The sequence below is a fragment of the Streptococcus sp. AS20 genome, assembly GCF_000524255.1.
In the GTDB taxonomy this organism is placed as follows: domain Bacteria; phylum Bacillota; class Bacilli; order Lactobacillales; family Streptococcaceae; genus Streptococcus; species Streptococcus constellatus.
This window is the reverse complement of the sequence record NZ_JANS01000005.1, coordinates 47420-73701: the sequence shown is the minus strand read 5'-3', so window position 1 is coordinate 73701 and position 26282 is coordinate 47420. Positions and strand designations below refer to the sequence as shown.

The 26282-nt window shown below is 41.8% G+C and carries 31 protein-coding genes; all 31 read right to left on the bottom strand.

The window, feature by feature from the left end; genetic code table 11:
• Window positions 1-52 precede the first annotated feature (52 nt).
• Window positions 53-388 carry a hypothetical protein gene (locus HMPREF1514_RS01350; protein ID WP_156921857.1) on the bottom strand — a complete coding sequence of 112 codons (336 nt, stop codon included), beginning with the start codon at window positions 386-388 and terminating at the stop codon, window positions 53-55.
• Window positions 389-400: 12 nt separating this feature from the next.
• Window positions 401-1063, bottom strand: a complete 663-nt coding sequence (locus tag HMPREF1514_RS01345) for a DUF4417 domain-containing protein (protein ID WP_037596770.1) — start codon at window positions 1061-1063, stop codon at window positions 401-403.
• A 115-nt stretch (window positions 1064-1178) separates the two neighbouring features.
• Window positions 1179-1709 (bottom strand): ImmA/IrrE family metallo-endopeptidase, encoded by a 531-nt coding sequence (locus HMPREF1514_RS01340; RefSeq protein ID WP_037596767.1) that lies wholly within the window; start codon window positions 1707-1709, stop codon window positions 1179-1181.
• Window positions 1699-2073: a helix-turn-helix domain-containing protein gene (locus HMPREF1514_RS01335; protein ID WP_037596765.1), complete on the bottom strand. Its 375-nt coding sequence runs from the start codon at window positions 2071-2073 to the stop codon at window positions 1699-1701. Before HMPREF1514_RS01335 ends, HMPREF1514_RS01340 begins: the two co-directional genes overlap by 11 nt.
• A 193-nt stretch (window positions 2074-2266) precedes the next feature.
• Entirely contained in the window at window positions 2267-3610 is a 1344-nt protein-coding gene (locus HMPREF1514_RS01330; protein ID WP_443030963.1) for a recombinase family protein, read from the bottom strand.
• Window positions 3522-4745 carry a recombinase family protein gene (locus HMPREF1514_RS01325; protein WP_037596763.1) on the bottom strand — a complete coding sequence of 408 codons (1224 nt, stop codon included), beginning with the start codon at window positions 4743-4745 and terminating at the stop codon, window positions 3522-3524. Before HMPREF1514_RS01325 ends, HMPREF1514_RS01330 begins: the two co-directional genes overlap by 89 nt.
• Before the next feature lie 145 nt (window positions 4746-4890).
• Complete coding sequence (locus HMPREF1514_RS01320) at window positions 4891-5838, bottom strand: LysM peptidoglycan-binding domain-containing protein (protein ID WP_037596760.1); 948 nt, start codon at window positions 5836-5838, stop codon at window positions 4891-4893.
• 1 nt (window position 5839) lies between these two features.
• Window positions 5840-6241 (bottom strand): phage holin family protein, encoded by a 402-nt coding sequence (locus HMPREF1514_RS01315; protein ID WP_037596757.1) that lies wholly within the window; start codon window positions 6239-6241, stop codon window positions 5840-5842.
• Complete coding sequence (locus HMPREF1514_RS01310) at window positions 6238-6579, bottom strand: hypothetical protein (protein WP_037596755.1); 342 nt, start codon at window positions 6577-6579, stop codon at window positions 6238-6240. The genes HMPREF1514_RS01315 and HMPREF1514_RS01310 overlap by 4 nt, the downstream gene beginning before the upstream one ends.
• Window positions 6569-6790, bottom strand: a complete 222-nt coding sequence (locus tag HMPREF1514_RS01305) for a hypothetical protein (protein ID WP_037596754.1) — start codon at window positions 6788-6790, stop codon at window positions 6569-6571. Before HMPREF1514_RS01305 ends, HMPREF1514_RS01310 begins: the two co-directional genes overlap by 11 nt.
• Before the next feature lie 12 nt (window positions 6791-6802).
• On the bottom strand, window positions 6803-10096 hold the full coding sequence (locus tag HMPREF1514_RS01300) for a phage tail spike protein (RefSeq protein WP_037596752.1): 3294 nt from the start codon (window positions 10094-10096) through the stop codon (window positions 6803-6805).
• Window positions 10096-10824, bottom strand: coding sequence for a phage tail protein (locus HMPREF1514_RS01295; protein ID WP_037596749.1), 729 nt, complete (start codon window positions 10822-10824; stop codon window positions 10096-10098). Before HMPREF1514_RS01295 ends, HMPREF1514_RS01300 begins: the two co-directional genes overlap by 1 nt.
• Window positions 10821-13937, bottom strand: coding sequence for a phage tail tape measure protein (locus HMPREF1514_RS01290; RefSeq protein WP_037596747.1), 3117 nt, complete (start codon window positions 13935-13937; stop codon window positions 10821-10823). The genes HMPREF1514_RS01295 and HMPREF1514_RS01290 overlap by 4 nt, the downstream gene beginning before the upstream one ends.
• A 186-nt stretch (window positions 13938-14123) precedes the next feature.
• Window positions 14124-14543, bottom strand: a complete 420-nt coding sequence (locus HMPREF1514_RS01280) for a hypothetical protein (RefSeq protein ID WP_037596742.1) — start codon at window positions 14541-14543, stop codon at window positions 14124-14126.
• Window positions 14544-14545: 2 nt separating this feature from the next.
• Window positions 14546-15124, bottom strand: coding sequence for a major tail protein (locus HMPREF1514_RS01275; RefSeq protein ID WP_037596740.1), 579 nt, complete (start codon window positions 15122-15124; stop codon window positions 14546-14548).
• A 14-nt stretch (window positions 15125-15138) separates the two neighbouring features.
• On the bottom strand, window positions 15139-15456 hold the full coding sequence (locus tag HMPREF1514_RS01270) for a hypothetical protein (protein WP_037596739.1): 318 nt from the start codon (window positions 15454-15456) through the stop codon (window positions 15139-15141).
• Complete coding sequence (locus HMPREF1514_RS01265) at window positions 15453-15821, bottom strand: HK97 gp10 family phage protein (protein WP_037596736.1); 369 nt, start codon at window positions 15819-15821, stop codon at window positions 15453-15455. Before HMPREF1514_RS01265 ends, HMPREF1514_RS01270 begins: the two co-directional genes overlap by 4 nt.
• Window positions 15808-16152, bottom strand: a complete 345-nt coding sequence (locus HMPREF1514_RS01260) for a head-tail adaptor protein (protein ID WP_037596734.1) — start codon at window positions 16150-16152, stop codon at window positions 15808-15810. The genes HMPREF1514_RS01265 and HMPREF1514_RS01260 overlap by 14 nt, the downstream gene beginning before the upstream one ends.
• Complete coding sequence (locus HMPREF1514_RS01255) at window positions 16152-16433, bottom strand: head-tail connector protein (protein WP_008282402.1); 282 nt, start codon at window positions 16431-16433, stop codon at window positions 16152-16154. Before HMPREF1514_RS01255 ends, HMPREF1514_RS01260 begins: the two co-directional genes overlap by 1 nt.
• 8 nt (window positions 16434-16441) lie before the next feature.
• Window positions 16442-17623, bottom strand: coding sequence for a phage major capsid protein (locus HMPREF1514_RS01250; RefSeq protein ID WP_037596731.1), 1182 nt, complete (start codon window positions 17621-17623; stop codon window positions 16442-16444).
• A gap of 13 nt (window positions 17624-17636) precedes the next feature.
• Entirely contained in the window at window positions 17637-18320 is a 684-nt protein-coding gene (locus tag HMPREF1514_RS01245; protein WP_037596730.1) for a head maturation protease, ClpP-related, read from the bottom strand.
• The gene (locus HMPREF1514_RS01240) at window positions 18313-19575 is read right to left on the bottom strand and encodes a phage portal protein (RefSeq protein WP_037596729.1); all 1263 of its coding nucleotides are present in this window, start codon (window positions 19573-19575) and stop codon (window positions 18313-18315) included. The genes HMPREF1514_RS01245 and HMPREF1514_RS01240 overlap by 8 nt, the downstream gene beginning before the upstream one ends.
• 87 nt (window positions 19576-19662) lie before the next feature.
• Entirely contained in the window at window positions 19663-21255 is a 1593-nt protein-coding gene (locus HMPREF1514_RS01235; RefSeq protein ID WP_037596727.1) for a terminase large subunit, read from the bottom strand.
• On the bottom strand, window positions 21252-21725 hold the full coding sequence (locus tag HMPREF1514_RS01230) for a phage terminase small subunit P27 family (RefSeq protein WP_037596725.1): 474 nt from the start codon (window positions 21723-21725) through the stop codon (window positions 21252-21254). Before HMPREF1514_RS01230 ends, HMPREF1514_RS01235 begins: the two co-directional genes overlap by 4 nt.
• Before the next feature lie 49 nt (window positions 21726-21774).
• Window positions 21775-21990: a DUF4314 domain-containing protein gene (locus tag HMPREF1514_RS01225; RefSeq protein ID WP_037597235.1), complete on the bottom strand. Its 216-nt coding sequence runs from the start codon at window positions 21988-21990 to the stop codon at window positions 21775-21777.
• Window positions 21991-22014: 24 nt separating this feature from the next.
• On the bottom strand, window positions 22015-22272 hold the full coding sequence (locus tag HMPREF1514_RS01220; protein WP_232216465.1) for a hypothetical protein: 258 nt from the start codon (window positions 22270-22272) through the stop codon (window positions 22015-22017).
• 89 nt (window positions 22273-22361) lie between these two features.
• Window positions 22362-22586 carry a hypothetical protein gene (locus HMPREF1514_RS01215; RefSeq protein ID WP_002904803.1) on the bottom strand — a complete coding sequence of 75 codons (225 nt, stop codon included), beginning with the start codon at window positions 22584-22586 and terminating at the stop codon, window positions 22362-22364.
• The gene (locus HMPREF1514_RS01210) at window positions 22561-23829 is read right to left on the bottom strand and encodes a site-specific DNA-methyltransferase (protein WP_037596718.1); all 1269 of its coding nucleotides are present in this window, start codon (window positions 23827-23829) and stop codon (window positions 22561-22563) included. Before HMPREF1514_RS01210 ends, HMPREF1514_RS01215 begins: the two co-directional genes overlap by 26 nt.
• Before the next feature lie 9 nt (window positions 23830-23838).
• Window positions 23839-24261, bottom strand: a complete 423-nt coding sequence (locus HMPREF1514_RS01205; protein WP_037596717.1) for a helix-turn-helix domain-containing protein — start codon at window positions 24259-24261, stop codon at window positions 23839-23841.
• A gap of 211 nt (window positions 24262-24472) precedes the next feature.
• Window positions 24473-24838, bottom strand: a complete 366-nt coding sequence (locus HMPREF1514_RS09085; protein WP_037596715.1) for an HNH endonuclease signature motif containing protein — start codon at window positions 24836-24838, stop codon at window positions 24473-24475.
• A 385-nt stretch (window positions 24839-25223) separates the two neighbouring features.
• The gene (locus HMPREF1514_RS01195; protein ID WP_232216470.1) at window positions 25224-25889 is read right to left on the bottom strand and encodes a DUF3800 domain-containing protein; all 666 of its coding nucleotides are present in this window, start codon (window positions 25887-25889) and stop codon (window positions 25224-25226) included.
• Window positions 25890-26282 lie beyond the last annotated feature (393 nt).

Here is a 26282-nt window from a genome sequence, read left to right as displayed (position 1 = left end):
TCCCTTTAATTATATCACTATGATTTTTATATACATGTTTAAATTTCACATACTACTCAAAATACTTTTTAAATTCAGAATGACTAATGTGATGCAAAAGTAATCTCGGTACCGAAATGATAACTAAGACCTTATTTTCTCGAGTAAAAAACTTCACTTTGTATGTATCATTGCTATCTTTTGATAGAACTATCCCAACCAGACCTTTATTATATCCATTATAATCAGCAATAAGCTCAACAAAAAAGCCATCAGTCTCGGTACTAGGATTCGTGTGATTAATTAACTCAAAAATAGGAAACCCACCTAGATTATCAAATCGTTTTAAGTCTAATTCCTCAGCGCCAGTAGTCTTACCAAATCCTCCATGATATCCCGTCCCCATCATGCACCTCCTTGATTATAAACTATTATAAACCAATGAAGTGTAACTTGGATAATGAACAATATTTATCCCCTGAATACGATACCAATCGAATACATCATCTGGTAAAGCACCGTAAACAAGAATTGTAATAGGCCGGAGCTTTTCTACAACATAATCAAGCCCATTGATAAAATGCCTCTTATCATCTAAATCTTTCATCTGACCATGTGAACCTACAGCAATCACATTATTTTTTGATACGCCCAGACAAGCAATATCATACGTTCTAGCATCTCCCCAACGAATGTTAGGAATGACAGAGATCCCTAACGATTGTAACCAGGAACCAATAGCACGACTTCTGTATATGTTATTTACTTGCACATTATACGGCATATCTCTAAATAAACTGAAATCTGGAAGAATTATCCCTTTAAACTTAAAAAACGTTTCTAAATGGAGCTTTGGATTTCTCCAAATCTTTTCGAATTTATAATCATCCTCATAAAAGCATAACCATGAAAGTTCTTTCTCAATTTGATGTCGTTTTGAAAAAAGTACCATTTTTTCCGGCAATGTACCACTGTAGGGGTTAATGATTGGAATTTCTTCTTTTCCAGCATAGTTAGCATTCTCAACTAAGAATGCATTAAAAACATCTTTGCAGCCTTTTCGGCTGCTTTGAATTTTCACCATATAGTAAAACCTTTCTATTGAAATATCAAGGCGACTATGGTAAACTAATACTGTGTATGTCGGTTTACCCAGCCGCTCTAACCAGCCTTGAGTCCCCACTCAAAGGCTTTTTCTTTTACCATCCTTCTTTCTCATATTGGCCGAGTTGAATTCTAGCCATTGCATGAGTGACCTTACATTGTTTCACCACCTCCTCAACAGACATATTTTTAACCAATCTTTTTGGAACTAATAACTCCCCTGCAAAACAATTCGCCTGCCACTCAGGATCTTCATAAACTTTTCTGTTTTTCATTTCTTCAACAGTGCGACAAAAAACTATCTCCTCTTGACGATGTTTAAAAAAGTGAAGGAGTTCATGAGCAATTGTGGATCTAGAAAAACCATCATCTTTACAAGCTTTATCATATATATCTTCACGAATCCGGATTAGATTTTCACCTTGAAGAGTTTCCCCATAATTATCTGGCATATCTTCAATTGAAATAACTTCATAATTATAATAACCTGCCTCCGCTAATAATTCAAAAATCTCAACAATTGGATATGCAAGTTCATCATACAATTTTGTCTTTTTGCGAAAATAATCAGCAAAATTTCGAATCTCTAATCTTGAACATGGAGATACTTTATAATTATAGGTCATTAACTCCCTCCTGAGTCTTACTAAAAAAATTGGCTAATTTTGATAAATCTTGTGTGTCAAATTTCTCAAGACTTCTAGCAAAAGCAAAAGCTGTATCCTTTTGAGCTTCAGATAGTGTTTCTAGGTTTATTTCTATTAATTGTTGACTGTCTTGTTGACTACGTCTTAATTCCTCTAATTGTTCGCCATTTAGTTCATACTCAGTTGCTAATTTGGTTTCCCATGTTTTAGGGATTTTCTTTTTACCATTCTCTACAGCTGATAAAAAAGCCGAGCTTACACCTAGTTTTTCCGCCATTATTTTGAGGGTTTGACCTTGATCTATTCTCAATTTTCTTAGAAATTTACCATACTCCGTTATCATATTCAGTTTCCTCCATTTATCTTTCATATTAATTATAAACCATTTCAAATAATTTGTCAACCTTTTGGGTTGATTTATTTTCTGATCGCGGTTAATATGTGACGGACTGAAAATATTTCTATTAATTGAAGTAGTAAGGCAAAATTAACGCAAAAAAGACCCTAGTTAGAAAACTTACTTTCTAACTAGGGTCTTATAAATCAACCTCTGTTCCTTCTAAAAATCTAACGGTTATCTGTCCATCCTCCGAAATCAAAATACTATCTAGTACCTGACACATCTCAAAGGAATCATATTCCCAACAATCCTTGTTTATCAATTTAGCCAGCAACACACTGTAATGCTTTTCTAATAACCGGTTTTCTTCCAAAATTTTATTCCACTTTCCATGCAACAAATCCACATTCTCACTCAGTAATTTTACTGCCATTACTACGGCTTTCTCTAGTGTTCCCTCATCGATATGGTTATTCTGACAACCAATCAGCCCCTTTACCTTATAGCGGTTGTTACACTGCCAAACTTTACGTTTGCCACGACTTGTCGTCCAATTCTTACGTCCAAAAGCTGAACCGCATTCTGCACAGAACACCTTGGAAGTGAAGGGGTTATCCTTATTTTGCATGATATAAAAATTCAGTTGATGTTCTTCACGAAATGCTTTCCTCCTTGCTAATTCCAGCTGCACTAGTTCCCATGTCTCCTTATCAATAATAGCTTCATGGCTATCTTCTACATAGTATTGGTTGACTTGACCATCATTAGCACTACGCTTTTTGGTCAAAAAATTTACAGTAAAGGTCTTCTGTAATAAGGCATTTCCCTTGTACTTTTCATTCTGAAGCATCTTTTGAATGGCACTTGGATACCAATTGGCTTTTCCAGTCCAACCGGGTATGTCATTTTCATTTAAATACTTAGCTATTGACTCAGGGCTAAATCCCTCTAGAAATTTCTGGTAAATAAATTTAACTGTTTCTGCTTGCTCAGGATTGATGATTAATTTACCATTCTCATCCTTATCATATCCCATAAACTTAGTGGTGTTCACACGAACCTCCCCTCGCTCAAACTTCTTGCGGATTCCCCAGGTCGCATTTTCTGAAATGGATCGTGATTCATCTTGAGCCAGAGAGGACAAAATCGTCAAGAGCACCTCCCCCTTGGCATCAAGACTGTCAATATTCTCTTTTTCAAAAGTGACCCCAATCCCCAGTTCCTTTAACTCCCGCACATATTTCAAACAGTCGAGCGTGTTCCTAGAAAAGCGGCTAATGGACTTGACAATGATGCGATCGATCTTCCCTTGCCGGCAATCTGAAATCAGGTGATTGAACTCGGTACGTCTCTTAGTGTTGGTTCCTGAAATCCCCTCGTCCGCATAGATGCCTACCAGCTCATACAAAGGATTCTGATTAATATATTCTCGATAATACCGAACCTGATTCTCATAACTTGATAGCTGTTCGTCTTGGTCGGTAGACACCCGACAATAAGCCGCCATTCGGATTTTCTGGACATGCTTCTCTGTTTCCACTTGAATCGTTTTCTTTGCTGGAATAACAGTAATGTTTTTTGCCATTGATGATTTCCTCCTTTACAATGGTCGGTTTTGTCACTTGCCAATCTTGAACAACACTATCAGGCACACGCATGCCGATACAGGCTTCTTTCCCCTCTCGGATATACTTGCTACAAACCCAGACAACCCTGCTCTTATAATACTTTTGGCGCTTTAAAGTAGATCCACAATGTTCACACTTCAAGAGTCCACTCAAGGGATAGCGCTGCAGGCAATTAGCCGTGGCATGCTTTTCTTGGAACTGCTGAAGACGCTTCTGGACCGCATCCCAATCATCTCGAGAGACAATAGCTTCATGGTTATCCCGAATCAGATACTGCTGCACCTGCCCTTTGTTCAGGCGCTGCTTTTTGTTAATCTCCGCAAAGTAATATTTCTGCAGGAGCGCATCGCCCTTGTACTTCTCATTTTTTAGAATATTGAGTACCGTTGTCGAGTGCCATTGCTTCTGATCCACCGTTGGAACCTTCTCTTTGTTAAAAAGTTTTGCGATGGTGTGCCCACCCATCCCCGATAGATAAAGGGAAAAGATGCGTTTGACAATCTGAGCCTCTTTAGGATTGATGACCAACTCTCCGTCCGGGTCTTTGTCATAGCCTAGAAAGCGTTTGGTGTTGATTACGAGCTCCCCTCGTTGGAACTTCTTTTGAAAGGCCCAGCGTTGGTTCTCACTCATGTTCCTTAGTTCTTCTTCTGCGTAGCTGGCCAGAACCGTAAGCATGACTTCTCCTTCACTCGATAAGGTATGGAGCTGCTGCTCCTCAAAGAAGATATCCACTTGAATGGCTTTTAGATACCGGCTCACTTCCAGTAACAGCTCGGTGTTTCTCGCAAAGCGGGAGATCGACTTGGTATGAATCATATCAATATTTCCTGCCTTACAATCCGCGATCATCTGCCGAAAGCCTGGTCGATTCACCCGATTTCCAGAAATCCCCTGATCATAATAAATGCCAACAAAATCAATATCCGGCTGCTGGCTATAATAGTGAGCATAGTAAGCTTGTTGATTCTCTAAAGAATCCTGTTGCTTTTCTGTCATGGTTGAAACCCGCGCATAAGCACAAACTCGCTTCTTCTTTTGTTTCATAAACTGCTCCTTTCCACTTACTATCTATCACTCTAAAGCCCGATATTATCAAGTATTCAGCCCACTGATTCAACCTTATTTTTGTTCAACTGCTGTCTATGTAAAAAAGAGCCAAGACAAGCAAGCTTGTCTCAGCTCATTCTCCTTAATCAATCCGGAGGACCTGGCCTGGGTAGATCAAATCCGGGTTTTCAATCCCATTGATTTCCGCCAAGTGTTGATAGCTCGTCCCATACAAAGCCGCAATACCAGACAAGGTATCTCCACTTTCTACTGTATAGGTCCGTTCGCTCGTTCCAGCTCCACTTCCAGTTACCTGCAGGACTTGCCCTGGATAAATCAAATCCGGATTGGCAATCCCATTGATAGCAGCCAGCTCCTGGTAGCTCGTGCCATAAAAAGCCGCAATACCCGATAAAGTATCCCCTGCCTGCACTGTATAGGTGGAGGAAGAAGGTGCTGCCGGTGCTGGAGTAACAGCTGGTCGAGGTTCTGGAGCTTGACCGGTATAAACAGAACGCAGATCCCGATACATATAGTTGGAATCCACTCGTCCACCAATACCTCCGACCAAACCATCACTGGTAAACTGCCAAATATCAGTTGGTACCACACAAGCATCCACCTGCCACTGGGCCACCCAGTTGGTATAGCGACTCAAGTCGCCCATGTTTTGGAACCAATACAAGCTAGCATAGACACCCGCCCAGTAGCCTGCTGCTTCGACATGGTCACAAAACAGCCGACAAATTTCTGTAGAAGTCTCCCAAGAGACACCACCATTGTTGGCTTTCCAACCATCCGCATCTTCCATATCAATGTAAAGAGGCATGCTGGGATGGAACTGTCCTGTAAAGTTCAAAAAGGCATTGACTTCTGCCTGAGCTTCACTAAGGTTACGAGCATAGCTATAATGGTAAAAGCCATAAGGAATACCAACCCGCTCACATTCAGAAGCGTTTCGTCGTGCCCGTAAATCCTCCGCAAAACTGCCCCAGGACGAGCGAATAATGACAAAGTCAACATTGTTTTTCAACTGATCAAAATCAATAAAACCATTGTGTTCACTGATATCTACTCCAAATAATGCCATCTTATTTTTCCTCCGATTTTAATTGTTTCAAGGTCTGCTTGAGTTTATCAGGAACCGGCAGACCAATCCGAGCCGCATTTTCAATGATGCTGAGGCCTTCATTAGACAGGTAATAGAAAATAACTGCTGTGCGGATAATACCACCCTGTTTTAAGATATGGGTATCAATAATCTGCCCCATGGCAACCAGCATCAAAATGACAACCTTTTTAAAGAGTCCTCGAAAGCCCACTTCACTGGAGAGTTTCTTTTCAACAACGGCTGCCATCAGCCCACTGATATAATCAATTGTGATAAAGACAATCAATGCAAAAATAAAACCATCCCAATCGCCAAAGACACTTCCAATCAGTCCGCCTACCGTAGTAAACAGGACTTTATTCGCAAAAACTAACTGCTTCATGATTCATTCTCCTTTCTATGCGGTTCACTCCAGTCTGGATTTCCTTTCTCATCAAATTGCATGATATAGAAATTCTTGTGGAATAACTCAGACAGATTCATGGTAGGGACTGTCGCTCCCCACTGAGTCAATGCACCTACCGTTTCAACTTCTATGAATTGCCGACGGCCTCCTTTAATAACCGGACGCTTTTGAACTTCCCGATACATATAAAAATCCTCGCCCTCACTCTTGCAGCGAATGAATTCTCCATTCTCCCGCATATAGGTGAGCGCTGCAGCCAAATCAAAGGGTTCTGTGATTTGGCTGAGGTCAGGCAATAATTCCTTATTCTCCATCCTTTTTACCTCCATCTGTTTCTTCTGGAGCTGTCACTTCATCAAGTGCTGTTTCCAATTCTTCCTTTTCCTTTTGGAGGGCTTGATAGGCCTCCTCTTTCTGAGTCAATTGAATGGCTAAGAGGTTCTTTGACGTTACCTCATCTGCCAATTTTCTGGTAAGCTCTTCAATGGTTAAACGAAGAGCCTGATTGATTTCTTCTGGTTTCATTTGTTCCCTTTCTTATAAACGTCCCACTAAGCTTCTGGTATCCCACCAAGCTGGATGCCCTTCTCCTTGATTCGCTCGATACTCATAGAGTGCTCCAATGCTATTAGACATACGTTGTAATACCTCGTGAAGTGAGACATAGTTACCGCTTGTATCTAAATAGAGCCAAACATCACCCACATTAATCGTGGAATCTCTCCTATCCTGTTTTCTGCTCGGTCGCAGTTGAAGTTTTCCTGTTGTTGTCATAACCCATCCATCTTTGTTATCATAGGCCGAACTGGCAAAAGACAATTCATCTCCAACCACATCAAGTGAATCTACATTAGTTCCATTCCAAGCACGGATTCCAACAAAACCACCATCATTCGAGCTTTCACTTCCCCACCGGTTCGAGCCAATAACGGTTACACCTGCTCTTCCCTTACCATCGACATTTCCTGTCGCAAACTTAATGAACTGGGTTGGATAACCAGCTAGAACTCGTTTCAAGGCAGCTTGGTCTGTATAATACAAAATTTGACCCGCATTGAGACTGATTTCCATAGCTCGGTTAATGGCTGTTAGGATACCACCTGATATCTTGTTCGCAGATAAAGTTACAGACTGCACCTGGCTGATGAAGGCATGCTTTGAGAAAAGTTTCCTCAAGTAAGCTTCGGTCGCAGATAACTTGTTAAACAAGGCATCATCTACTTTCAGTTTCTCAGCCGTTACTGCTTCTGCACTTAAGATTGCGGTGGTGACTGATCCCGATTCAAAGTTGGCTGTCTTTAACTTATCCACCATGGCAGACTTAATCACAGCATGGTCAATCCACGTTTCACCAGTAATATGAGTAAGTCGTCCATGAATCCAATTCCGACCGTCTGCTAGAAGATTAATACTGTTTAAAACTCTACCACTAGAAGTTAAATGCTGAACCGACCAACTGTTTGCGAGCTGAGTTTGAACAGTGGAAACTCTCTGGGTCAAATCCGTCACCTTGGTCACATAGGAAGAATCTGTCAGGACAATCTGGGCCAAGTTATGTTTGACACTGTCTTCCTTTGAGCCAATGAGCCGTGAGTACAGATTAACTGTTTCCTTAACCTTTTGAAAGTCACTGCTGCTGGTTTTGCCATTGACTGCCTGTATGATTTCTGAAAAACGTCCCTCCACTGTTTGAGAATAGGAGGCAATCTTGGTTTCTGTGTACTGCCGGTCATCCTCTGGAGCTGGACTCGGTGTCGTCGCAATTGTCCCATCTTCCAATTGTGGATCTCGAATATAAAGAACATCACCAACAAGCCAGCCATTTGAATAACAGACCCAGGACCAATATCTCTCAAACTTAACGGTAAAAGAGTGAACAAACCGATGCCATTCAGTTTGAAGTGTCACGGTCGAAACACCACCTGTCTCAAAACCAAACCGAACAACTACCGACCGACTCGCTTTCATGTCGGCCGCATAAACCATCTTCTTCCCTTGCCATTCAGCCCCCCTTAAATCAAAAATGGGCTTATGAAAGCCACCATTTCCTGCTTTGGTACAAGTAGCTTTGAGATAGTATCCACTTTTGGCATTCGTATCTGGTACCCGTTCAAATTTCCATTCTGATACATTAGACGAGAGGGGTAACCGACCATCAAAATCATAATGACGGATGTAGTTGCGCCCACCAATTTGCAAACTCTCAAAGCGACGATTTAAGCCTTTCACATCTTCTGAATAGGAGGCTTTTGCGACATAGTCCTTGGCTACTTGCTCTCGGACAGTTCTGGCCTGATTGGCTGTTTCCGTCCGTACATACTGCTCCAGTCGTTCCCGCCGTTCACCATCTTTTGAAACATACTCCTGAACCTGTTGGAGAGTTGTTTCAAGACCGGATAGAGTTTGCTTGACTTCTATCTTACTGACAAAAGTGCCCATTCTCTGAAGAGTTTCTGTTTGAAAAACTTTCAATTCTGCTATTGTTCGATTCGTTACTTCTTGGACTTTGTTCAGAGCTTGCTGAGTAGCTCCTGCCTTCCCTAAGGCTTCTTCTGACTTTTTGGAAATCGCTTGAAGCGTGGATTCTGTCGTTTTCGTAAAAGCAGTAAACGAATTCTGAATCTGTTCACGAGTCTGAGCTGCAATTTCCTCTGCCTTTGCTTTTGCCTTTTCAATGCCATCTAATACCATACTCTCTTGCTTCTCAAAAGCAGCTTCAAAGGCCCGATTGGCATTTTCCAAGGCTCGTTCAATCATCAACTCTTGACTGCCTAGGGCAAGATTCAAAATGGAATGTGCTGCAGCTGTTAAATTTGAAGAAGTATTATGGCTACCTTCTTTTGCCTTATCGTCAAAGGTCAATGAGATATATTCTTTAGTCAGCGCATCATATTCATAAGCCACAGCCTGCTTTAACAAATCCACATAATGCTTTCTGCTCTTTAGAGTAACCCAGTCACCCAAATGAACCGTTTGACCATCTAACTCATAGGCTTCTATCACAATGGCATCCTGCTCTCGGTCAATCTTATCATGATAAAATTTACTCTCACCCCATTTTTGCAATTCCTCAATGGTTTTTAGATTGTTATTTGTAAACTCTTTTTCATTGATATAGGGATAAGCAGTAAGCAAAGGACTGTCAACGGTCACGGTTAACGTTTTCTCTTCTTTAGCTCCTTCTGGCTTAAAGGTTGAATGAACATAGATACGGGTCACAACATTCTGGGAGCTTCTATTCCGTTTGTAGGATTTCAGGTTCTGATGAGTCGTAATAATGACACCACGATTTTGTCCTCGATGCTCTTGAATAGAGAAGGAAAAATTATCTCGAGTCAGTTCCCCTTCCCAGGTTCCGACAATGGAATGAGCACCATCCAGCAAGACGTTATAAAGCGTAGTTGTCTCAGTCGTATTAAAATCCCTGCGCTTGGCAATATCACTGGTGAAAGAAAAAGGCCCAAGACTTGTCTTGGCTGCTTGGACCATATTAGATAAGGCCGTCATACAGCCGACTTGAGAATTTCCGATTGGCTTAATGGAATGCTTCAGAATGTCATCCGTGATGTGATAGCACAGTACCTCCATGTGGTCATCCATCTCAACTGGTTTCTTAATACGAAAAAGTTGTTCTCCCAATTCAGGGACTGGAGCCTTAATCAGTTTATCTACTTTCAATAGCCGATAAAGATGGCTGTCCGTTATAGGATACCTGAGGGTTAAGGTGAAATCTCCATTCAACGTTTCCTTTACCCTAGCAGATACCGCTTCATAAAGAGGGATACCGTTCCATTTAACGGTCTGTACTTCCTTATCCAATAAATAAAGCATTAAGCCCACCCCCAGACAATCTCAAAACGAATGGACTGAATCCCAGACTCCAATACGACGCCCACTGTTTTATCTTTTGAAGGGTCAATCATCAAAAAATCACCAGACCACTTGATTCTTTTCCCTGATGAGGTTCTAAAACTTGGTTTGTCAGGGTTGTTATCCATCACCAGTGTTTCACCAGACTCTATTTTCTCCAAACGAATAACCTGACTACCAATCGTAAAACTGGTTTCAGTTGAGGTATTTCCCACTATTGTTAATTTGGGAAAAGACAAAGCCGACCCCTTCGTTCGCAGAACACCATTTTGAGTGAACGACTGACTATCTGTATCTTTAAAGAACTTTGTGGGATGGCATTGGAAAGTCGCTTCCATCTCATAGACCTCATGCTTGTCCTTTGTGACTTTTGAAACAAGGACCTTATAGCACCAGAGTCGGACTGTCTTCAACTGCTCACACTCCAACCAAAACTGTTCTTTAGAAAAGAGTGTCAAAAACTGAAAGAGTTGTTCTTCACTTGGTTTGATTACATAAATTTTAAAAGGTAACTCCATTACATTACGGTGCTTATTAGTTTCCATTACAGCACCGCTGATTCCTCTATGTTCGAGGAGCTGTGTTTTACTATCCTTCATGACAATCGGTGGGCTGTTTTCTACAATCACCTTAAAGGGAAAAGAAAAAGTATGAACTCCATCAATCACTAATTCATTGTGTCGAATCATGTTCCCAATCCTTTCAATTGTTTTTGTCTGGCTAGTTCATCTGCCAGCCTTCCTGCCACATGTTCTGCCAAGCGCTCTAAGTCCGCTTCTTCCCTAATTACAACATCTGAAATTGTAATGGTAATCTGTGGCAGAGCATCCAAGGTAGAGGCAATCCCTCGGCCAATCTGACCCAATGTTTCTCTGTTTAAGGGAAGCACTGCTTCTCTGCCTGCCTCCCCTCCTGCTAAAAGGTTCGTACCATTTAAGCCAAAAATGGTTGGCTTGGTTAATATCCCACCCTTGGCATACCATTCAATCCCAATCCGTGGAATATCACCTTTTAGCCAATCAAGCGGGTTGGCAGATCCACTGACACTAAAATGAGGTAAGGGAATATGCGGCCAAGAAATATGAAAATTAAAGAGATTCTTTATAGCATCAATGGCAGAGGAGACAGCATTCTTAGCTCCGTCAATTGCTCCAGAAATGGCATTTTTGATGCCATCCCAAATATTTCGAACGGTTGAGAAGATGCTGTTTAGGACATTTGAGATGGTCTGCAAGATACCATTCCAGATATTGGATAGTGTGTTTGCAATCCCCTGAACAATCCCCGTTACCGTAGATTGAATCGCATTCCAAATGGATGAAAATAAAGAAGAAAGAGCGGACAATATATTTGAAACACTGTCCTTGATACCGTTCCAGATATTCACTATAAATTGCCAAATAGCATTAAGGATTGTGCCAATAATGGTCTGAATTCCTTCCCAGACAGTCGACACAATTTGCTTAATCGTTTCCCAGGCACCTGACCAGTCGCCAGTGATCACCTGCATAACCAATGTGATAATGCTAAGAATGACATTTAGGACCGTTTCTATTACCGTCTTGATAACATCCCAGGCTGTTGTGACAACGAGCTTAATATTCTCCCAAACGGCTGTTAGATAAGGCCCGATTAAATCCATAATGGTGGTAATCACTGTCGAAATGGCATTCCAGACTGTTGTTGCAGCATCTTGAATCAACTGGTGATTTTCCTGCCACCAAGAAACCAAGGTTCCCCAAATTTCCATCACAAAGTCCACGACTTGCTGGACGATGAAAGAAATAGCTGAATAGATGGCATTCCAAGCTTCAGTAACAGCCGCTCTGAAAGCTTCATTATGTTCCCACAGTTCCTTAATACCAATGACCAATAAAGCCACTGCTGCTATCACCGCAAGAATAATCCCTACAATAGGGGTAGCCGCAGCTAACATCCCTCCAATTGTAGTTCCAAGAGCTAAAGCTGCAGCTTGTAAAGCAAGGATAATCGGAAGCAGAATTCCTGCTACAGTCACCAGGCCACCCACAACCAGAATGAACTCCCGCACAGGTTCCGGAAGATTCACGAACCATTCCGCAACACTTTTCAAAAGCGGAACAAGTTGTTGAAGAATCGGAGCTAGAGTTTCTGCAATCGCTCCTCCGACTTCGGCCATAGCCTCTTTAGCCGCATTTTGAGCTAAGGTGAACTGATCGATAGGGTCAAGTGTTGCTTCATAGGTAGAAGCGACCACCCCTTTCGCTTTTTCTGCGGTTCCGGCTAAATCGTCAAAAGATAGAGCTCCCCGCTTAATGGCATCGACCATCCGTGGAGCAGCTTTAGTACCAAAGATACTGGATGCAAGCGTTAAGGCTTCCGTTTCACTAGTGCTGTTTCGGATTTGTTCGACCGTTTCTCTTAAGCCTTCACTCAGTGTCTTGCCCTTAGCCGCATAGTTGACTGCTGCTTTGGAGAGGGAAGAAAGAGCAGCCGAAGAATCGACCCCACTTTTTTCAAACTGCCCCATAAGAGCCACACCCTCATCAAATGAAAGTCCTAAAGCCTTAATTTGTGGAGCACCTTGGATGGCTTTGGTCATCAAATCCTGAACGCTGACACCAGTCGCCTGTGCCGTATAAGTGATGGTATCTAAGACCCGATTTAAATCACTCGTCTCAAGTCCATATGCTTCAATGGCTTGTTTTGCGGAAATGGCTGATTCCGTCACGTCCGAACCATTGATTTCCGCATACTTAATCAAAGTCGCAGAAGCGTCCTTTAAGGCATAACCAGTCAACCCAAACTGGGTATTAAGCTCACCAACAGCACTGCCCACTGTTTGAAAGTCCGTTGGAATTTCAGTCGCAAGACCTTTTGCAATATCCGTCATCTCATCCAGCGCTTTTCCACTGGCACCGGTTTTGGTGACGATGATATCCATCCCTTCGTCCACTTCCCGAAAAGCTTCCAGTGTTGCTTTTCCGAAGTCAATCAGCTTCTGACTGATTTCGCTCAGTTTTTCACTGAAGCTGACTAGAATCTCAGACCTTAGTAGATTGTTAGTTTCCGCTAAGCTGTGGTTGGCATTATCACTTGCCCCACTCATGCTACCCATCTCATTTTGCAAATGATGATAAGCCGTCTTGGTTTCATTGAGAGATTTCTCTAGCTTATTGGCTTCAACTGAGTTCTCACCGTATTCAGCCTTGGTCAACTCTAACTGCCGTTCTAAATTGGCAATCTGTTTCTCGACAATCTCTGACTGAGCCGCAATCTTTTTCTGAGCAAGGGCCAGTTTTTCAGATTCACTGGCATTACGACCTAGCTGACTTTCTTGCAACTTAAAGGAGGAAGCGACTTTCTCACTCTCTGAAACTAGTTGATTTTGTTCAGCTCCTAAAGCAGCTAGTTTACTTTTGTTGCTGGTGACACTGGAGCCATTTTGCTCCAAAGCTCGGTTGACACCCTCTAGCTTATTCTCATAGCTTTTGAGAGTGTTCTGAGTGATTTCGACTTCCCTTTGAAATGCTCGGTACTGATCAGCTCCGATTTTGCCACTTTGAAACTGAGCTTCTACTTGAGATTGGGCTTGACGTAATGTTTCTAACTTCTCTTTGGTTGTTTGAACTTGCTTGGCTAAAACCTCTTGTTTCTGAGTTAAGAGAGTGACATTGCCTGTATCAAATTTTAGTGCCTTATCAATTTGTTTCAGCTCTCGGCTTGCTTCTAAGGCTTCGTGATTCAATCCTTTTAGAGCTTTTTGTAAGGGCTGCGTATCGCCACCAATTTCAATTGTGATTCCTTTAATGGTTCCAGCCATACCCTACCTCCTTACCGCTACATCAAAAGTTATCAAAGTCTGTCTGGGTGGCTTTCCTGCTTCGACTTTCTTCTTTAGTACGCACTTCCACATAGTCTGTCTGATAATCCAGCGCCATGCCAATCGTTATCTCTTTTAAATCTGACATGGATAGTCCTGTCTCTTTACAACAGTGAAGATAGGATTCTACCGTGAAGGTTTCGCTGCTCGCTTCTTCCGACGCATCGACTTTTTTCTGGTTGTCATCCCTTGATTTAACAATTCCATCAGAACCGGTCCTACTGTTTGAAGCGGAAATTCTTCTAAGCCCATAAAGAACTCTTCAAAAGGTTCAATTGATGGGTTAGCTGATTTGGCAAAAACCCAAAAGAGCCGGTGGAAAAATGTCATATCAAAATCCGCTAACATGCTCATATCCACATCAGATGCAGATAAAGTTTCGCCTTCTTCTAGCTGTTCAGCTTTTTTTAGAATCGACTCCGCCTGCAACATTTGAAACAGGTCCTGGAAATAATCTTTCCCAAATTCTTTTTTATAGGCAATTGGTGTGTAAGCATTGGTCGCAAGCTCAATTTTCTTACCTGATAACTGAATCATTTTTCGCATGATTAACCTCCCGGTTTCACAGTTGGCTCATAGACTTTTGTAAACCAAGTCTTTTTGACATCTTCTGGGGTATCCTCTGTGGTCCTGCGACGGACGATTTTATCCAGCGGCCGAGGACTGGCTTTGAATTTCAATTCTACTTCGTTGATGTCTGAACCACTCTTTGTTTTAGAAGCAACGGTTGGCCTGCTTGCATAACAATAATAGAGCACATGGAGCGTTTCTTTCTTATCCCCTTCAAAGCGAAACATTAAAGCAAAGTTTTTCTTTTCGCTGCTTGCAATTTCTGAGATGACTTTACTCTGGGCATCGATAGTTTCTCCCAACACTCGAGTCAAAAATTCCTGTGTCAAAAGAGCCAGTTTCAGAGTTCCTTCATAGCCATCATTTGATTCTGTCGTATAAAAATTGATGTTGTCTGCTTTATATGAACCAGAATCCCCTTGTGGCTCCAAGGTCAGCTCTGCGGCACCCCTAAGTCGCTCCACTGTTCCGTAGGTCAGCGACCCATCATCTCCTTCTTTGGTCACTTCTGCCCAATGGACATCCTGCAAACCAAAGGTGACTTTATTTTTCTCCATCGGATTTTTCCTTTCTATTGACTTAAATGATAAATAACCTGATACAGCTTTTCTGTATCCAGATAGGTTTCTTCCTTGTCAAAAAAGAGAGAATGACTGTCGAGTGCCGCTTCTATTTTCTCTTCTAAACCAAGGTCTTTTTTCTCGGTATAAAGCTCCAGTCTGACTTGACTTCCTTTGTGATAAGCCAGATTATCTGCTCCATAATTCTGAGAAGCAGGAAACCAGTACACCAAAAAGGGAGGAGCTGGACTATGCCCCTCCTCAAAATGGTGGTAAGCACAGGACAAACCTAGACTGCTTAAAAATGGAAACCACTCATCTTTTTTCATAACTTCTCCTTCAAGCGCTCTTCAAATTGGCGAATCATCTTTTCTTCAACAGGAGTAATATGCCGAATTCCTTCAACCCTGCCACCGCCTCGTTTGGCATGACCATTTTCAAGGAGGTGTGTCAGTCCTGGTGTTCGATTATAAATCGTTTTTGTCAAAGCTAGATTCGTTTCTTTAGTCGCAGTAGAGGTCCACCCTCGAGCATATTTTCCCCGATTTTTTGGAGAATGTTGCTTTAACTTATTGACGGCTTCCTGCGTACTGTCTTCCACCACTGCTTTCACTGTTTCAGTAGACCTTTCAACATAATCTTCTAACTCCTTTTGAACAGCTAGAGCTAGGTCAGACGGGTCAATTGTTGGCATATTGTACCTCCTCTGTCGCATCTATCAGGATTATCTTCTGAGGATAAGTCAACGAATCAATGGCCTTGATATTATAAACCTTATTCTCAAAGCGAAGACGAGTGGTTTTACTATCCAACTCTTGAATAGCCGGGTCATAGCGCAGCGTAAAGCGTAACTGATGAATATTCTTGACCATTACTGTTGCAGTGCCTTCCGTTTCAAGAAGTACCTTGCAGGAACACCACCTAGAAAACAATGGTTGCCACTGACTGTTTTCATTGCCAATAGCATCTTGCACAATGACTCGTTTTTCAAAGAAAACCCGTTTGCTTAATGGAGCTATCTTCATCAGAACACATCCCTTCTGTGAGCAGAAAGAAGAGCCTTGAGGAGTTCTACCAAACTCTCCTGCCCTCCTTCTTCTCGGTGCTCGTAAAGATAAGCTGTCCCAAACAAAACAATCGTCTGAAGGAAGTCAACTTCTTTCTCCTCCGTCACTTCCTCCAGATTCTTTCGTAGGATACTGGAACACAACTCTTCACTGGCAGAAATCATGACTTGAATCAAGTGGTCATCCTCTGAGTGTTCAACCCTTAGATAGTTCTTTGCTTCCTCCAAACTAATCTTCATGAGAAGCCTCATTTCATGGTCAAAACTTTAACCGCTTCATTCAGAATTAACTTACCATCCACACGCTGACTAGCAAGGAAGCCAACTTGACCACTTTCTGCATAGAGCTCATTCAGACGCTTAAAGGAACGTCCTTGACGGTCCGCAATCCAGTAGTAAGAAAAGTCACCGAAAGCCAAAACTTTCTTACCTGTATCAATCGTTGGTACAAAGCTAGAGGTGAAATAAGGACGATTCAGAATCATATCTGGTACACCAGCTTGAACAGATGGCTGCCAGATATAGTTGCCATTATTGTCCTTGAGTTTCCGTAAGGCTTTGACAGTCGAATCGTTCAAAATCCATACTGCATTTTTCCGATAAGGTGATTTAAGCGAGTGATACAAATCCATGACATCGTCAAAGGTAATGGTCGCACCACCACTAGTCGCCCCTTCAGTGACCGTTTGAAAAATTCCAATTGGCTTACCTGTTCCATCACCAATCAGAAAAGCTTCTTCTTCCTTCACACCAATACGACGAGCAAATTCATTAGCCATATAGCTTTCCAAATCAAAGACGGAATCATAGAGCAGCTCATCAGAAATCTTAATGGCTGTTCCAACCTTATGGGAACCAAGCGTTACTTGACTAAAGGTATCTTCTGATTCCTTGAACTTAGAGTTCTCATCCATCCAAGTGGCTTCACCGTTCCCTGACACAACTGGAATCTTCCGCTCCCCGCTTGAAGTCTGAATGACCGTTGCAAGACTCCGCATGAAGTTTTCTTCTTGAAGAGCCTGAATCAGGCGTTTCTCATATTCATCTGGAACCAAGTAACCGCCACGTGAGTCGTCTCCAATACTGAGGATATTTTCGATATCATAGAAGTTTTTCTTGCGGATATTGTTCCAAAAAGCTGTGTTATAGGCTTTAGAGGAACGTCCGCCTTTTGGATTTCCTCCGCCTACAGTTGGATTGGCGACAATGGCTTGACTAACCGGACTGGCTAATTCCTTGTCCAGTGCTTCCTGCCGCTCCAAGCGTTCAATCTCTTTACCAAGGCGAACAACCTCATCTTCCATTTCTTCATAACGGGCCGTATCTTCTACAGAAACCAGCCCCTTATCATCCCGACAGGTATCCAGAAAGCTTTTTGCTTTCTCCCATACCTGCGCTCGTTTTTCTCGCAATTGTAAAATTTTACTCATGGTTATTCCTTTCTTATTTCAAGAGTGACAACCGTTTCTCTAACTGAGAAACTGGTGTTTTGGGCTGAGGTTTTTTATCAGCCAATTTTAAAAGCAGCTGGTTGGTCACCGCTGCTCGACTAAACATCATACTTTGAACCGTCCCATCTTCATGAGGTGCAGGCTCATACAAAATAGAATCCGCAAACCCAAGTTCAAGAGCCTTCTTAGCATTAAACCAAGACTCAGCATCCATCAAGTGGGACAACTGTACCCGGGATAAGCTAGTTTTGATTTCGTAGGCATTGAGAATGGACTCTTTTACTTCCGATAACATCGCAATGGCCTTCTCCATTTCTTTGGAGTCCCCAATTGCGACCGTCATCGGATTGTGAATCATCATCATAGCTACCGGACTCATATTGACGGTGGTTCCTGCCATAGCAATGACACTGGCTGCCGAAGCTGCAATGCCATCAATATTGACGGTCACGTCATCTTTGTAGTCCATTAACATGTTGTAGATTTGGGCTGCCGCAAAGACATCTCCACCCGGTGAATTAATCCATAAGGTTAATGGCCCGGTGCCACTCATGAGTTCATTCTTAAAAATTTGCGGAGTCACATCATCATCCACCCAGGATTCACTAGCAATCGTACCATTTAGATGCAGCACTCGCCCCATTTCATTCTCGCTGAAATTCCAAAATTTATTCATGGCTCTCTCCTTTTTGATTTGTTTTCATAAATCCTCCTGCATCTTTTAACTTGGTCATATTGCCATTAATGAGATAAAGGTCACCGCCTTCTTCTGGCGGGATAGGGTTAAGTTCTTCTAGTTCTCGGATGTCGTTGGTCGATAGCCAGCCGTTTTGTCGGCCAATCGCATAGCCGTTCATTCGACTTTGGTAATCCCCACGAAGCAAGCCATCCACATTGAATTTAATGAAATGGGTCTTCTTTTCTTCCGGCAGCAGCAAACTTTTCTTAAGGGCTTGTTCAAACCGAACGACCCAAGGGTCCAGAGTATATTTGACAAACTCAAGAGATTGTTGCTCAATATTCGAAAAACTGGACTTCTCTAAATCTCCTACCATGTGCGGTGGTATCCGAAAGAGACGCGCAATCTCATTGATTTGAAATTTACGGGTTTCCAAGAACTGTGCTTCTTCAGGCGGTATCCCAATTTGCTTATAGCTCATCCCTTCTTCCAGGACAGCTACCTTATGAGCATTTCGTGTCCCCTGATAGACTGCATTCCAGGAATCTCGGACCTTAGCAGGGTCTTTTAAGATACCCGGGTGTTCGAGAATTCCACCGGGGTTAGCACCGTTGCCAAAGAAACTAGCGCCATATTCTTCACAAGCAAGCGTCATACCCACCGCATTCTTCGCCAGAGCAATCGGAGAATAACCAATCAGACCATCAAACCCTAATCCCGGAATATGAAGCACTTCTTCTTGCGATAAAACAATGCTTCCCTTTTCCTGAAAATTAGGATTATCTTCCTCATAGCGATTGTAAACATAAAAGAGCTTACCCTTTTCACTTCGGTGAACACTCATCTGATCCGGCAGCAAAGGATACAGTCCAATCACCTGACCTGAACGGTCACGAAGAATCTGAGAATAGGCATTTCCCCAGATCAAGAGATGGCTCATCAAGGTTTCCCGAAAGACAAAAGATGTCATGTCAGGATTCGGCTCATCATGCAAAAGCGTGTAAAGGACATGTTCCGTATCCTTTGCTTTTCCTCCTTCGGTGTATCGATAAACATGGAGAGGTAAAGATGCAATGGTCTCTGACAGAATCCTTACGCAGGCATAGACCGCTGTCGTTTGTAATGCCGTCCGTTCATTGACCGTTTTCCCACTCGTGGTTCGACCAAAGAGTAGCGAAAAGTCATTCCCTTCATACTTATTTTTGGGCTCTCCCCTCTGTCGTTTTAGTCCTAATTGTTCCAATATTCCCATAGTCATCTCCTTCTCTAGGCATGAAAAAAAGCACCTCGCTTGAGACGCTTTACATTCATTCTTTCAATTGTAGAAAATCTAATAAATTTAAAAGGATAAGATTCCTCGCTCATCATAAATACTACCGTCATTCTTTTGATGTCGAATGCACCTGTCTAAAGCCATAATGGTTGCGACAATCCCGTCAATCTTTTCGACAGATTTTTCTTTATCAGGCTTAATATTTCCGGCTGGGTCCTGTCTCATGACTACGTTTTGGGCCATCCATTTTAGGACCGGATGACCTCCATGCTGGATTTTACCTTCCATCATGAGTTTATAGTACTCTTTGGAAGGTGGACTCATGTCCTTATAGCCCTGACCAAATGGAACCATTATTAAGCCCATGCCCTCCAGGTTCTGAACCATCTGTGTCGCATTCCAGCGGTCATAAGCAATTTCTCTGATGTGGTAGATAGTGGAGAGTTTTTCAATGAACCGTTCAATAAAACCGTAATGAACGACATTCCCTTCTGTGGTAAGAAGAAAGCCTTGCTTTTCCCAGACATCATACAACACATGATCTCTTCTGGACCTGAGAGCTAGTGTATCCTCAGGCAACCAAAAGAAAGGTAGAACCTGATAGTTCTCACCTTCATGTCTAGGTGGAAATATCAGTACAAGAGCCGTAATATCTGAAGTGGAAGATAAATCCAGACCAGCATAGCAATCCCTGCCTTTTAAACTCTCCACATCAATTTCCTGGCTCCCTTTATCATAGATATGTTCCGGAATCCAAGTCACTGCTGAATTGGTCCAGATATTGAGTCGCAGCTGCTTGAATATATTCTCTTCTGCTGGGTTATCTAAGGCATTCAGATAGGCTTCCCGAACCCGGTCAATTCCAATTGTATGGCCGAGTGAAGGATTAGCCTTTAGCCAGTTCTCTTCATCGTTCCAATCATCTTCTTCTGAAAGGCCATAGACAACTGGATAAAAGCTACTATCTTTTTTTCGCCCCTTTAGTATATCTAAGGCCTTGGTATGCAGTTCATAGCAGATGGAGTTTTTGTCATTTCCTGCTGTCGTGATAATAAAAAAGAGGGGCTGCTCCCTGGCATCACCACTCCCCTTGGTTAAGACATCGTATAAATGGCGATTGGGCTGAGCATGAATTTCATCAAAGACTAAACCTGATACATTGAGTCCATGCTTGGTTCCAGTTTCAGCCGATAACACTTGATAGAAGCCTGCATTGGAATAATTGATGATACGTTTAGTGGCACCCATGACTTTGGAGCGTTTTTCTAAAGCCCTGCTCATCAAAACCATTTGCTTGGCCACATCAAAAACAATAGAAGCCTGATTTCGGTCACAAGCCGCTCCATACACTTCTGCACTGGCTTCCCCGTCTGCGTATAAGAGATAAAGAGCAATCGCAGCAGCCAGTTCAGACTTCCCATTCTTTTTGGGAATCTCTACATAGGCCATCAGGAACTGTCGATTCCCATCTTCCTTTACTATACCAAAAAGGTCACGTACAATTTGTTCCTGCCATGGTAATAATAAGAATTTCTGTCCCGCCCAGCGCCCTTTGGTGTGGCAGAGATTCTGAATGAAGGTTACTGCCCGGTCTGCCTTTTTCTCATCATAATGAGAAGTTGGAAGCATGAAGGGAGAAGGGATATAGTGATACGTCATAAGCGCCCTCCAAGTAAATCTTCCATTTCATCTCCTGACCCCACTTCTGTATTCATTGAAGCCAGCCGTGTTCTGGCAGATGGAGTTAAACCAAACTGCTCACAGAACTTGAGCATGATTTTGAGATTGGTCTGAGAAATGGAAACCTGTGGCACTTGTTGGAGATAGCCATTGGGAGTTTTGATGATAGAGCCGTGTTTTGAAAGAAACTCTTCTGCTTCCTTCCAGCGTGCATAAGCTTGGCAGTAACCCGCAAAAGCCGTCATATCCATATCGGTTAAAAGTCCCAACCCTTCCAGGATTTTGCCCATACGCTTCCATTCTTTTTTGGCATCTTCTTCAAGCCAAGAAGGGCATCTAGGAGCTTTCTTCTTAGGCTGAATTTCATTCTTTGGGAGTGGACGCTTGCCAGGATTCCCTTCTAAGATTTTTAAACTAGTTGGTTTGGGCTTTCTGCCCTTCTGTGCCATGCCCTCACCTCCTTCAGCCCACAAGAAAAAAGCCCGAAGGCTTTATTTCTTATGAATCGATTTTCTCGACTTCATCAATACCATGCAACACATGGAGTTGCCTTCCATTGTCCCATTGAACAATCAAGGAACCAATATCATCCACATCCTTGACTGTTCCGAGTGTACCGATAGGCACTGCGTTCGGGTCCTCCATTTTGAGAAGCCTTACCCGAGTCCCAGCAGCATACCGTTTTTTTAATAATTCTACAATCTTCGCATTCACCATTTCGCTATCTCCTTACTTTCTCTAAGTGAAAGAAACATCTTTCCAGATACGATGAGTATCCTCAACAATCAGCTGCATTTCCAGATCAGTTATTTTTCTACTCATATCGGTTTCTTGAATGGAAGTTAGTAAGTTATGAACCTGGGTAGCTTCTTCCTGTTCTACACTGTCCAACTCTCGTTCTTGAGTCAAGGTTATAAATCCTTTGGATAAGAGGTCTAAGCGATTGTGGGCTTGTTCCAAGATGAGGTTGGCTTCTGCACTTGAATAGAGCATCATATGTTTCTCCTTTGGGGGATTTAATTTGGTCAATGGTATAATACCTCTAATCTGCATATTTATCCAGTTATAATAGATAATTATTATGCTTAATTTTGAAATTTTGATTCGAGTTCTTTCATCGCTTGGTCCAAATACTCTAGTTCCAAACATCCAAATTGTCTAGTCTTACGAGCACGCTCTATAGCGTTCCTCAATTCCTGTACTCCAGGAGAATCTTGTGATAAGTCAACCAATTGTTCAGACAGTCCCTTGAGATATTGGAGGGCTTCTGTTTCCGTCACCTTCTTATGCTTCGCTTGTTTCCTTCTCATACTCACTAACTGCTTCTTCAAAAGCTAAGGTCTTGCCCTCACGGATTAGCTGCACATCTGACTTTTCCGTCGCTTCCATATAACGTTTGACAATAACATCCACAAACTTCTCATCCAATTCAATACCATAACAAACCCGACCGGTCTGATCAGCCGCAATTAAGGTAGAGCCACTGCCTAAAAATGGGTCCAGGATAAGTGTCCCTCGCATGGAAGAATTCTGAATCGGATAAGCCATAAGCTGAACAGGCTTCATAGTCGGATGCTCTTTGCTGGATTTTGGACGGTCATATTCCCAAATGGTCGTCTGCTTTCTATCAGAAAACCATTGGTGTTTTCCTTTTTGTTTCCAGCCATAGAGCACAGGTTCATGTTGCCACTGGTAAGGGCTTCTACCTAATACCAGGGCATTCTTTTTCCAAACGCAACAACCGCTCAGATAAAAGCCAGCGTCCTTAAAGGCCTTTCTGAAGTTCAGCCCTTCTGTATCCGCATGGAAAACATAGATGGAAGCATCATCCTCCATGGACTGTTCTACATTGACAAACATGTTAAAAAGGAACTGAAAGAAATCTGCATCGGACATATCATCATTTTTGATTTTACCCGCTGTTTCTTCCACATTAACATTGTAAGGAGGGTCAGTTACGACAAGGTTGGCCTTCTTATCTCCCAGGAGAAGCTGATAAGTTTCTGGCTTTGTAGAATCACCACAAATCACTCGGTGTTTCCCAAGATGCCAGATATCTCCTTGTTTCGAGATAGTCGGCTTTGTCAGCTCCCCATCTACATCAAAGTCATCTTCTTTCACTTCCTTGTTGTGAACTTTAGAAAATAGCTGATCGATTTCCGGGACTTCAAAACCGGTTAGGTCTAAATTGAAATCCGCATCTTGCAAGTCCACCATCAGGTCTGCGAGAAGTTCTTCATTCCACGCGCCTGTGATTTTATTTAAAGCAACATTCAGGGCCTTTACCTTATTCTCATCATCAATCCGAACCTGAACACATTGAACTTCTTTATAGCCTAAGTCAGATAAGACGGTCAGTCGTTGATGACCGCCAATCACAGTACCATCGTAGTTAACAATAATCGGTTCAACATAACCAAACTCCACAATGGACTTCTTGATTTTTTCGTATTCCTTATCACCTTTTTTCAACTTCTTTCGTGGGTTATAAGCTGCAGGTTTTAATGTCCCAATGGGTAAAGTGACCCACTTCATATCTTGTGTAACTTTCATACTACCTCCTTAGTAAAAACGAGATTGAATATAGCAGGCATGGCTGCAAAACTTCCGGTTCGCATTGCCGTATGATAAAAAAGACTTACCGCAATGTTGGCAAGTCAATTCATAGTAAGCTGTATTTTGTTTCTGGTGTAACTCTGGATGGTCCTGCCACCAGTATCTCCGACAGGCATCCGAACAAAACTTCTTAGGTCGCCCAGTTCCTTTGGGGATAAAGGTTTCTTTACAGTGAAGGCAACAAGGAAGGCCACTGGCTTGGTCTTTTATCATCTTTGTGACGGCATTTCGATAGCCCAAAAGTTCTGGGTTTCGTTTGCAGTAATTGCGAACAGAATCCCTAGACAAACCGACTATCTTTCCAATTGATTGGTATCCCAAACCTTCAGAACGTAGTTTTCTAATCTGTTTTCGTTGAAAATCGTCCATTTCTGCCTCCTTTCTTTACTGAAATATCTCTAACCTTTTAAAACATAAAACGAAAGAAAAATAAGCCATAATATCTTGTTACAGCTTGTTTCTCAGTTATTTATTTCTTCAAAAAATATACCCCTTTTGCATTTTGCGAAAATGCACGTTTGAGGGGGCCACGGTCTTTTGAGAGGCAGTTGACAGAGGTTTTATCCCCCCCTCCCCCTCACTAAAAATCATATCCATAAATTGGAGTATGGTCTTCGGTCATGGTTTTATGGTCATGACAGGATTTACAAAGAGGTTGCCAGTTGCCCTCATCCCAGAACAATTTTTGATTTCCTCGATGTGGAACGATATGGTCCACCACCGTCGCCCGCCTGTAACGATTCCGATTCAGGCACCGTACGCAAAATGGATGAATCTTCAAGAAACGAAGTCTGGCTTTGTTCCATCGTGAATCGTACCCTTTTGCCTTTGTGGACTTTACTTCCAGTGAATGAAGGTGGCTATGTTCCTCACAATACTTAGAACCGTAAGGCACTAGGCTTGGACAGTTTGAATGCTTGCAAGGCAGAGCGGGTCGTCTTGGCATGGCCTTCACCCCTCTCTATATTCTTTCACATCTTAATCATATCACAACATTTCGTGCAAAGCAGTACCGACTTAGTACCGTATTAGTTCCGGGGTAGTTCCGCATTAGTTCCACCCTAGTACCAGGATAGTTCCGTCTTTTCGATTTTTACAATTTTTACTTGACAAATAAAAAGAGTTCTATCTCGCAAAAGATAGAACTCTAAATATTATGATTCACTTTACTCCTTGAATAGTAATAAAAAAGCACCACTGAGGGTGCCCCATCTGAAGGTGACGTACTTAACATACGCTTAATTGCTATAATCACATTTCAGATGTTTAAACAGTGTAACAATACCTGTGACTATATTATACAGCACATGCATTACTTTATCAAGTGAAAACTACGGTAATTTTAAAAATGTATGATTTGGTATATTTCTCAATCCTATTAATTTATTTTCATAAGAGTTCCAAATTCTATTAGCAAGGATATCCGCAGCTTGTATTAAATAATCATTTTCAGAAACGCAAGATTTGGTGTGAACTATAAACTCTCCCTCTAAAATAGGTCGATGGAAAATACCATAATTAAAGTTTGTAATGCCGTGTCTCAATTCTTCTAAGATACCATCGCCAAGTCCATATAATCCATTTGTGGCAAAACCTTGCTGGTCTATATTTACAAAAAGCTCAATATCATCATTTTTATCAATCAATTCTTGATGTAGCATTTCTTTGAATAAATTTTTTACTACTCGTTTTAATGCATAATCCTTGAATCGCTGTCTTGATTTCTTATCTATCATAATAGAGCTTTTAATCTCTGATAGTTTAACTACAACTGAAAAACTAATCTCGTCCTTTAAAACTTTATAAAGTGCGTTTTTATGTTTCCGTTCAACATTTGAAGCCTTCAATTCTCCACTAACATGTGTTGATTTTTTAATTTTTGTATTTAGTGTTCGGTAACGTTTTTTTGCTGAAATCTTAGCTTCATCTGAAATAAAACAAAAACCCGCATATACAAAATAATTGTGATTAGAATGAAATACTCCTGAATCATCGATAAAAATTGAAATTTTCTTTAACTATTTTTCCTCATTACATAATATCTATCTAATTATATCATAAAAACGCCTTGAATTAATAGAAAAATCACTGTGCTTCAAGTAAAACAAATAAAAAAATATGGCCTACAGCAAGCTGTAAGCCATTTATTTTAGTCGGTTTATTCTGGTGTTTGCCACCCGCTTGGCTCTTATGTCCAAGATTAAATATCGGATTTAATTTTGGTGTCCGCCACCCGCTTGGCCCTTATGTCCAAGATTAATATCAGATTGACCATGAGCCGACCACTCAAATTAAAAATTCTCATTTCACACTCGGTTAATTTTTGTTTACCAACAAGTCAGAACCGTCACTTGTCTCATCAAAGTGATGACATGAGAATATCTCATCTA

Excerpts from the sequence above, each read along its gene's own strand:
- HMPREF1514_RS01350 (WP_156921857.1), bottom strand. The coding sequence starts at position 388 with ATGATGGGGACGGGATATCATGGAGGATTTGGTAAGACTACTGGCGCT.
- HMPREF1514_RS01345 (WP_037596770.1), bottom strand. The coding sequence starts at position 1,063 with ATGGTGAAAATTCAAAGCAGCCGAAAAGGCTGCAAAGATGTTTTTAAT.
- HMPREF1514_RS01340 (WP_037596767.1), bottom strand. The coding sequence starts at position 1,709 with ATGACCTATAATTATAAAGTATCTCCATGTTCAAGATTAGAGATTCGA.
- HMPREF1514_RS01335 (WP_037596765.1), bottom strand. The coding sequence starts at position 2,073 with ATGATAACGGAGTATGGTAAATTTCTAAGAAAATTGAGAATAGATCAA.
- HMPREF1514_RS01325 (WP_037596763.1), bottom strand. The coding sequence starts at position 4,745 with ATGAAACAAAAGAAGAAGCGAGTTTGTGCTTATGCGCGGGTTTCAACC.
- HMPREF1514_RS01320 (WP_037596760.1), bottom strand. The coding sequence starts at position 5,838 with ATGGCATTATTTGGAGTAGATATCAGTGAACACAATGGTTTTATTGAT.
- HMPREF1514_RS01315 (WP_037596757.1), bottom strand. The coding sequence starts at position 6,241 with ATGAAGCAGTTAGTTTTTGCGAATAAAGTCCTGTTTACTACGGTAGGC.
- HMPREF1514_RS01310 (WP_037596755.1), bottom strand. The coding sequence starts at position 6,579 with ATGGAGAATAAGGAATTATTGCCTGACCTCAGCCAAATCACAGAACCC.
- HMPREF1514_RS01305 (WP_037596754.1), bottom strand. The coding sequence starts at position 6,790 with ATGAAACCAGAAGAAATCAATCAGGCTCTTCGTTTAACCATTGAAGAG.
- HMPREF1514_RS01300 (WP_037596752.1), bottom strand. The coding sequence starts at position 10,096 with ATGCTTTATTTATTGGATAAGGAAGTACAGACCGTTAAATGGAACGGT.
- HMPREF1514_RS01295 (WP_037596749.1), bottom strand. The coding sequence starts at position 10,824 with ATGATTCGACACAATGAATTAGTGATTGATGGAGTTCATACTTTTTCT.
- HMPREF1514_RS01290 (WP_037596747.1), bottom strand. The coding sequence starts at position 13,937 with ATGGCTGGAACCATTAAAGGAATCACAATTGAAATTGGTGGCGATACG.
- HMPREF1514_RS01280 (WP_037596742.1), bottom strand. The coding sequence starts at position 14,543 with ATGCGAAAAATGATTCAGTTATCAGGTAAGAAAATTGAGCTTGCGACC.
- HMPREF1514_RS01275 (WP_037596740.1), bottom strand. The coding sequence starts at position 15,124 with ATGGAGAAAAATAAAGTCACCTTTGGTTTGCAGGATGTCCATTGGGCA.
- HMPREF1514_RS01270 (WP_037596739.1), bottom strand. The coding sequence starts at position 15,456 with ATGAAAAAAGATGAGTGGTTTCCATTTTTAAGCAGTCTAGGTTTGTCC.
- HMPREF1514_RS01265 (WP_037596736.1), bottom strand. The coding sequence starts at position 15,821 with ATGCCAACAATTGACCCGTCTGACCTAGCTCTAGCTGTTCAAAAGGAG.
- HMPREF1514_RS01260 (WP_037596734.1), bottom strand. The coding sequence starts at position 16,152 with ATGAAGATAGCTCCATTAAGCAAACGGGTTTTCTTTGAAAAACGAGTC.
- HMPREF1514_RS01255 (WP_008282402.1), bottom strand. The coding sequence starts at position 16,433 with ATGAAGATTAGTTTGGAGGAAGCAAAGAACTATCTAAGGGTTGAACAC.
- HMPREF1514_RS01250 (WP_037596731.1), bottom strand. The coding sequence starts at position 17,623 with ATGAGTAAAATTTTACAATTGCGAGAAAAACGAGCGCAGGTATGGGAG.
- HMPREF1514_RS01245 (WP_037596730.1), bottom strand. The coding sequence starts at position 18,320 with ATGAATAAATTTTGGAATTTCAGCGAGAATGAAATGGGGCGAGTGCTG.
- HMPREF1514_RS01240 (WP_037596729.1), bottom strand. The coding sequence starts at position 19,575 with ATGGGAATATTGGAACAATTAGGACTAAAACGACAGAGGGGAGAGCCC.
- HMPREF1514_RS01235 (WP_037596727.1), bottom strand. The coding sequence starts at position 21,255 with ATGACGTATCACTATATCCCTTCTCCCTTCATGCTTCCAACTTCTCAT.
- HMPREF1514_RS01230 (WP_037596725.1), bottom strand. The coding sequence starts at position 21,725 with ATGGCACAGAAGGGCAGAAAGCCCAAACCAACTAGTTTAAAAATCTTA.
- HMPREF1514_RS01220 (WP_232216465.1), bottom strand. The coding sequence starts at position 22,272 with ATGATGCTCTATTCAAGTGCAGAAGCCAACCTCATCTTGGAACAAGCC.
- HMPREF1514_RS01215 (WP_002904803.1), bottom strand. The coding sequence starts at position 22,586 with ATGAGAAGGAAACAAGCGAAGCATAAGAAGGTGACGGAAACAGAAGCC.
- HMPREF1514_RS01210 (WP_037596718.1), bottom strand. The coding sequence starts at position 23,829 with ATGAAAGTTACACAAGATATGAAGTGGGTCACTTTACCCATTGGGACA.
- HMPREF1514_RS01205 (WP_037596717.1), bottom strand. The coding sequence starts at position 24,261 with ATGGACGATTTTCAACGAAAACAGATTAGAAAACTACGTTCTGAAGGT.
- HMPREF1514_RS09085 (WP_037596715.1), bottom strand. The coding sequence starts at position 24,838 with ATGCCAAGACGACCCGCTCTGCCTTGCAAGCATTCAAACTGTCCAAGC.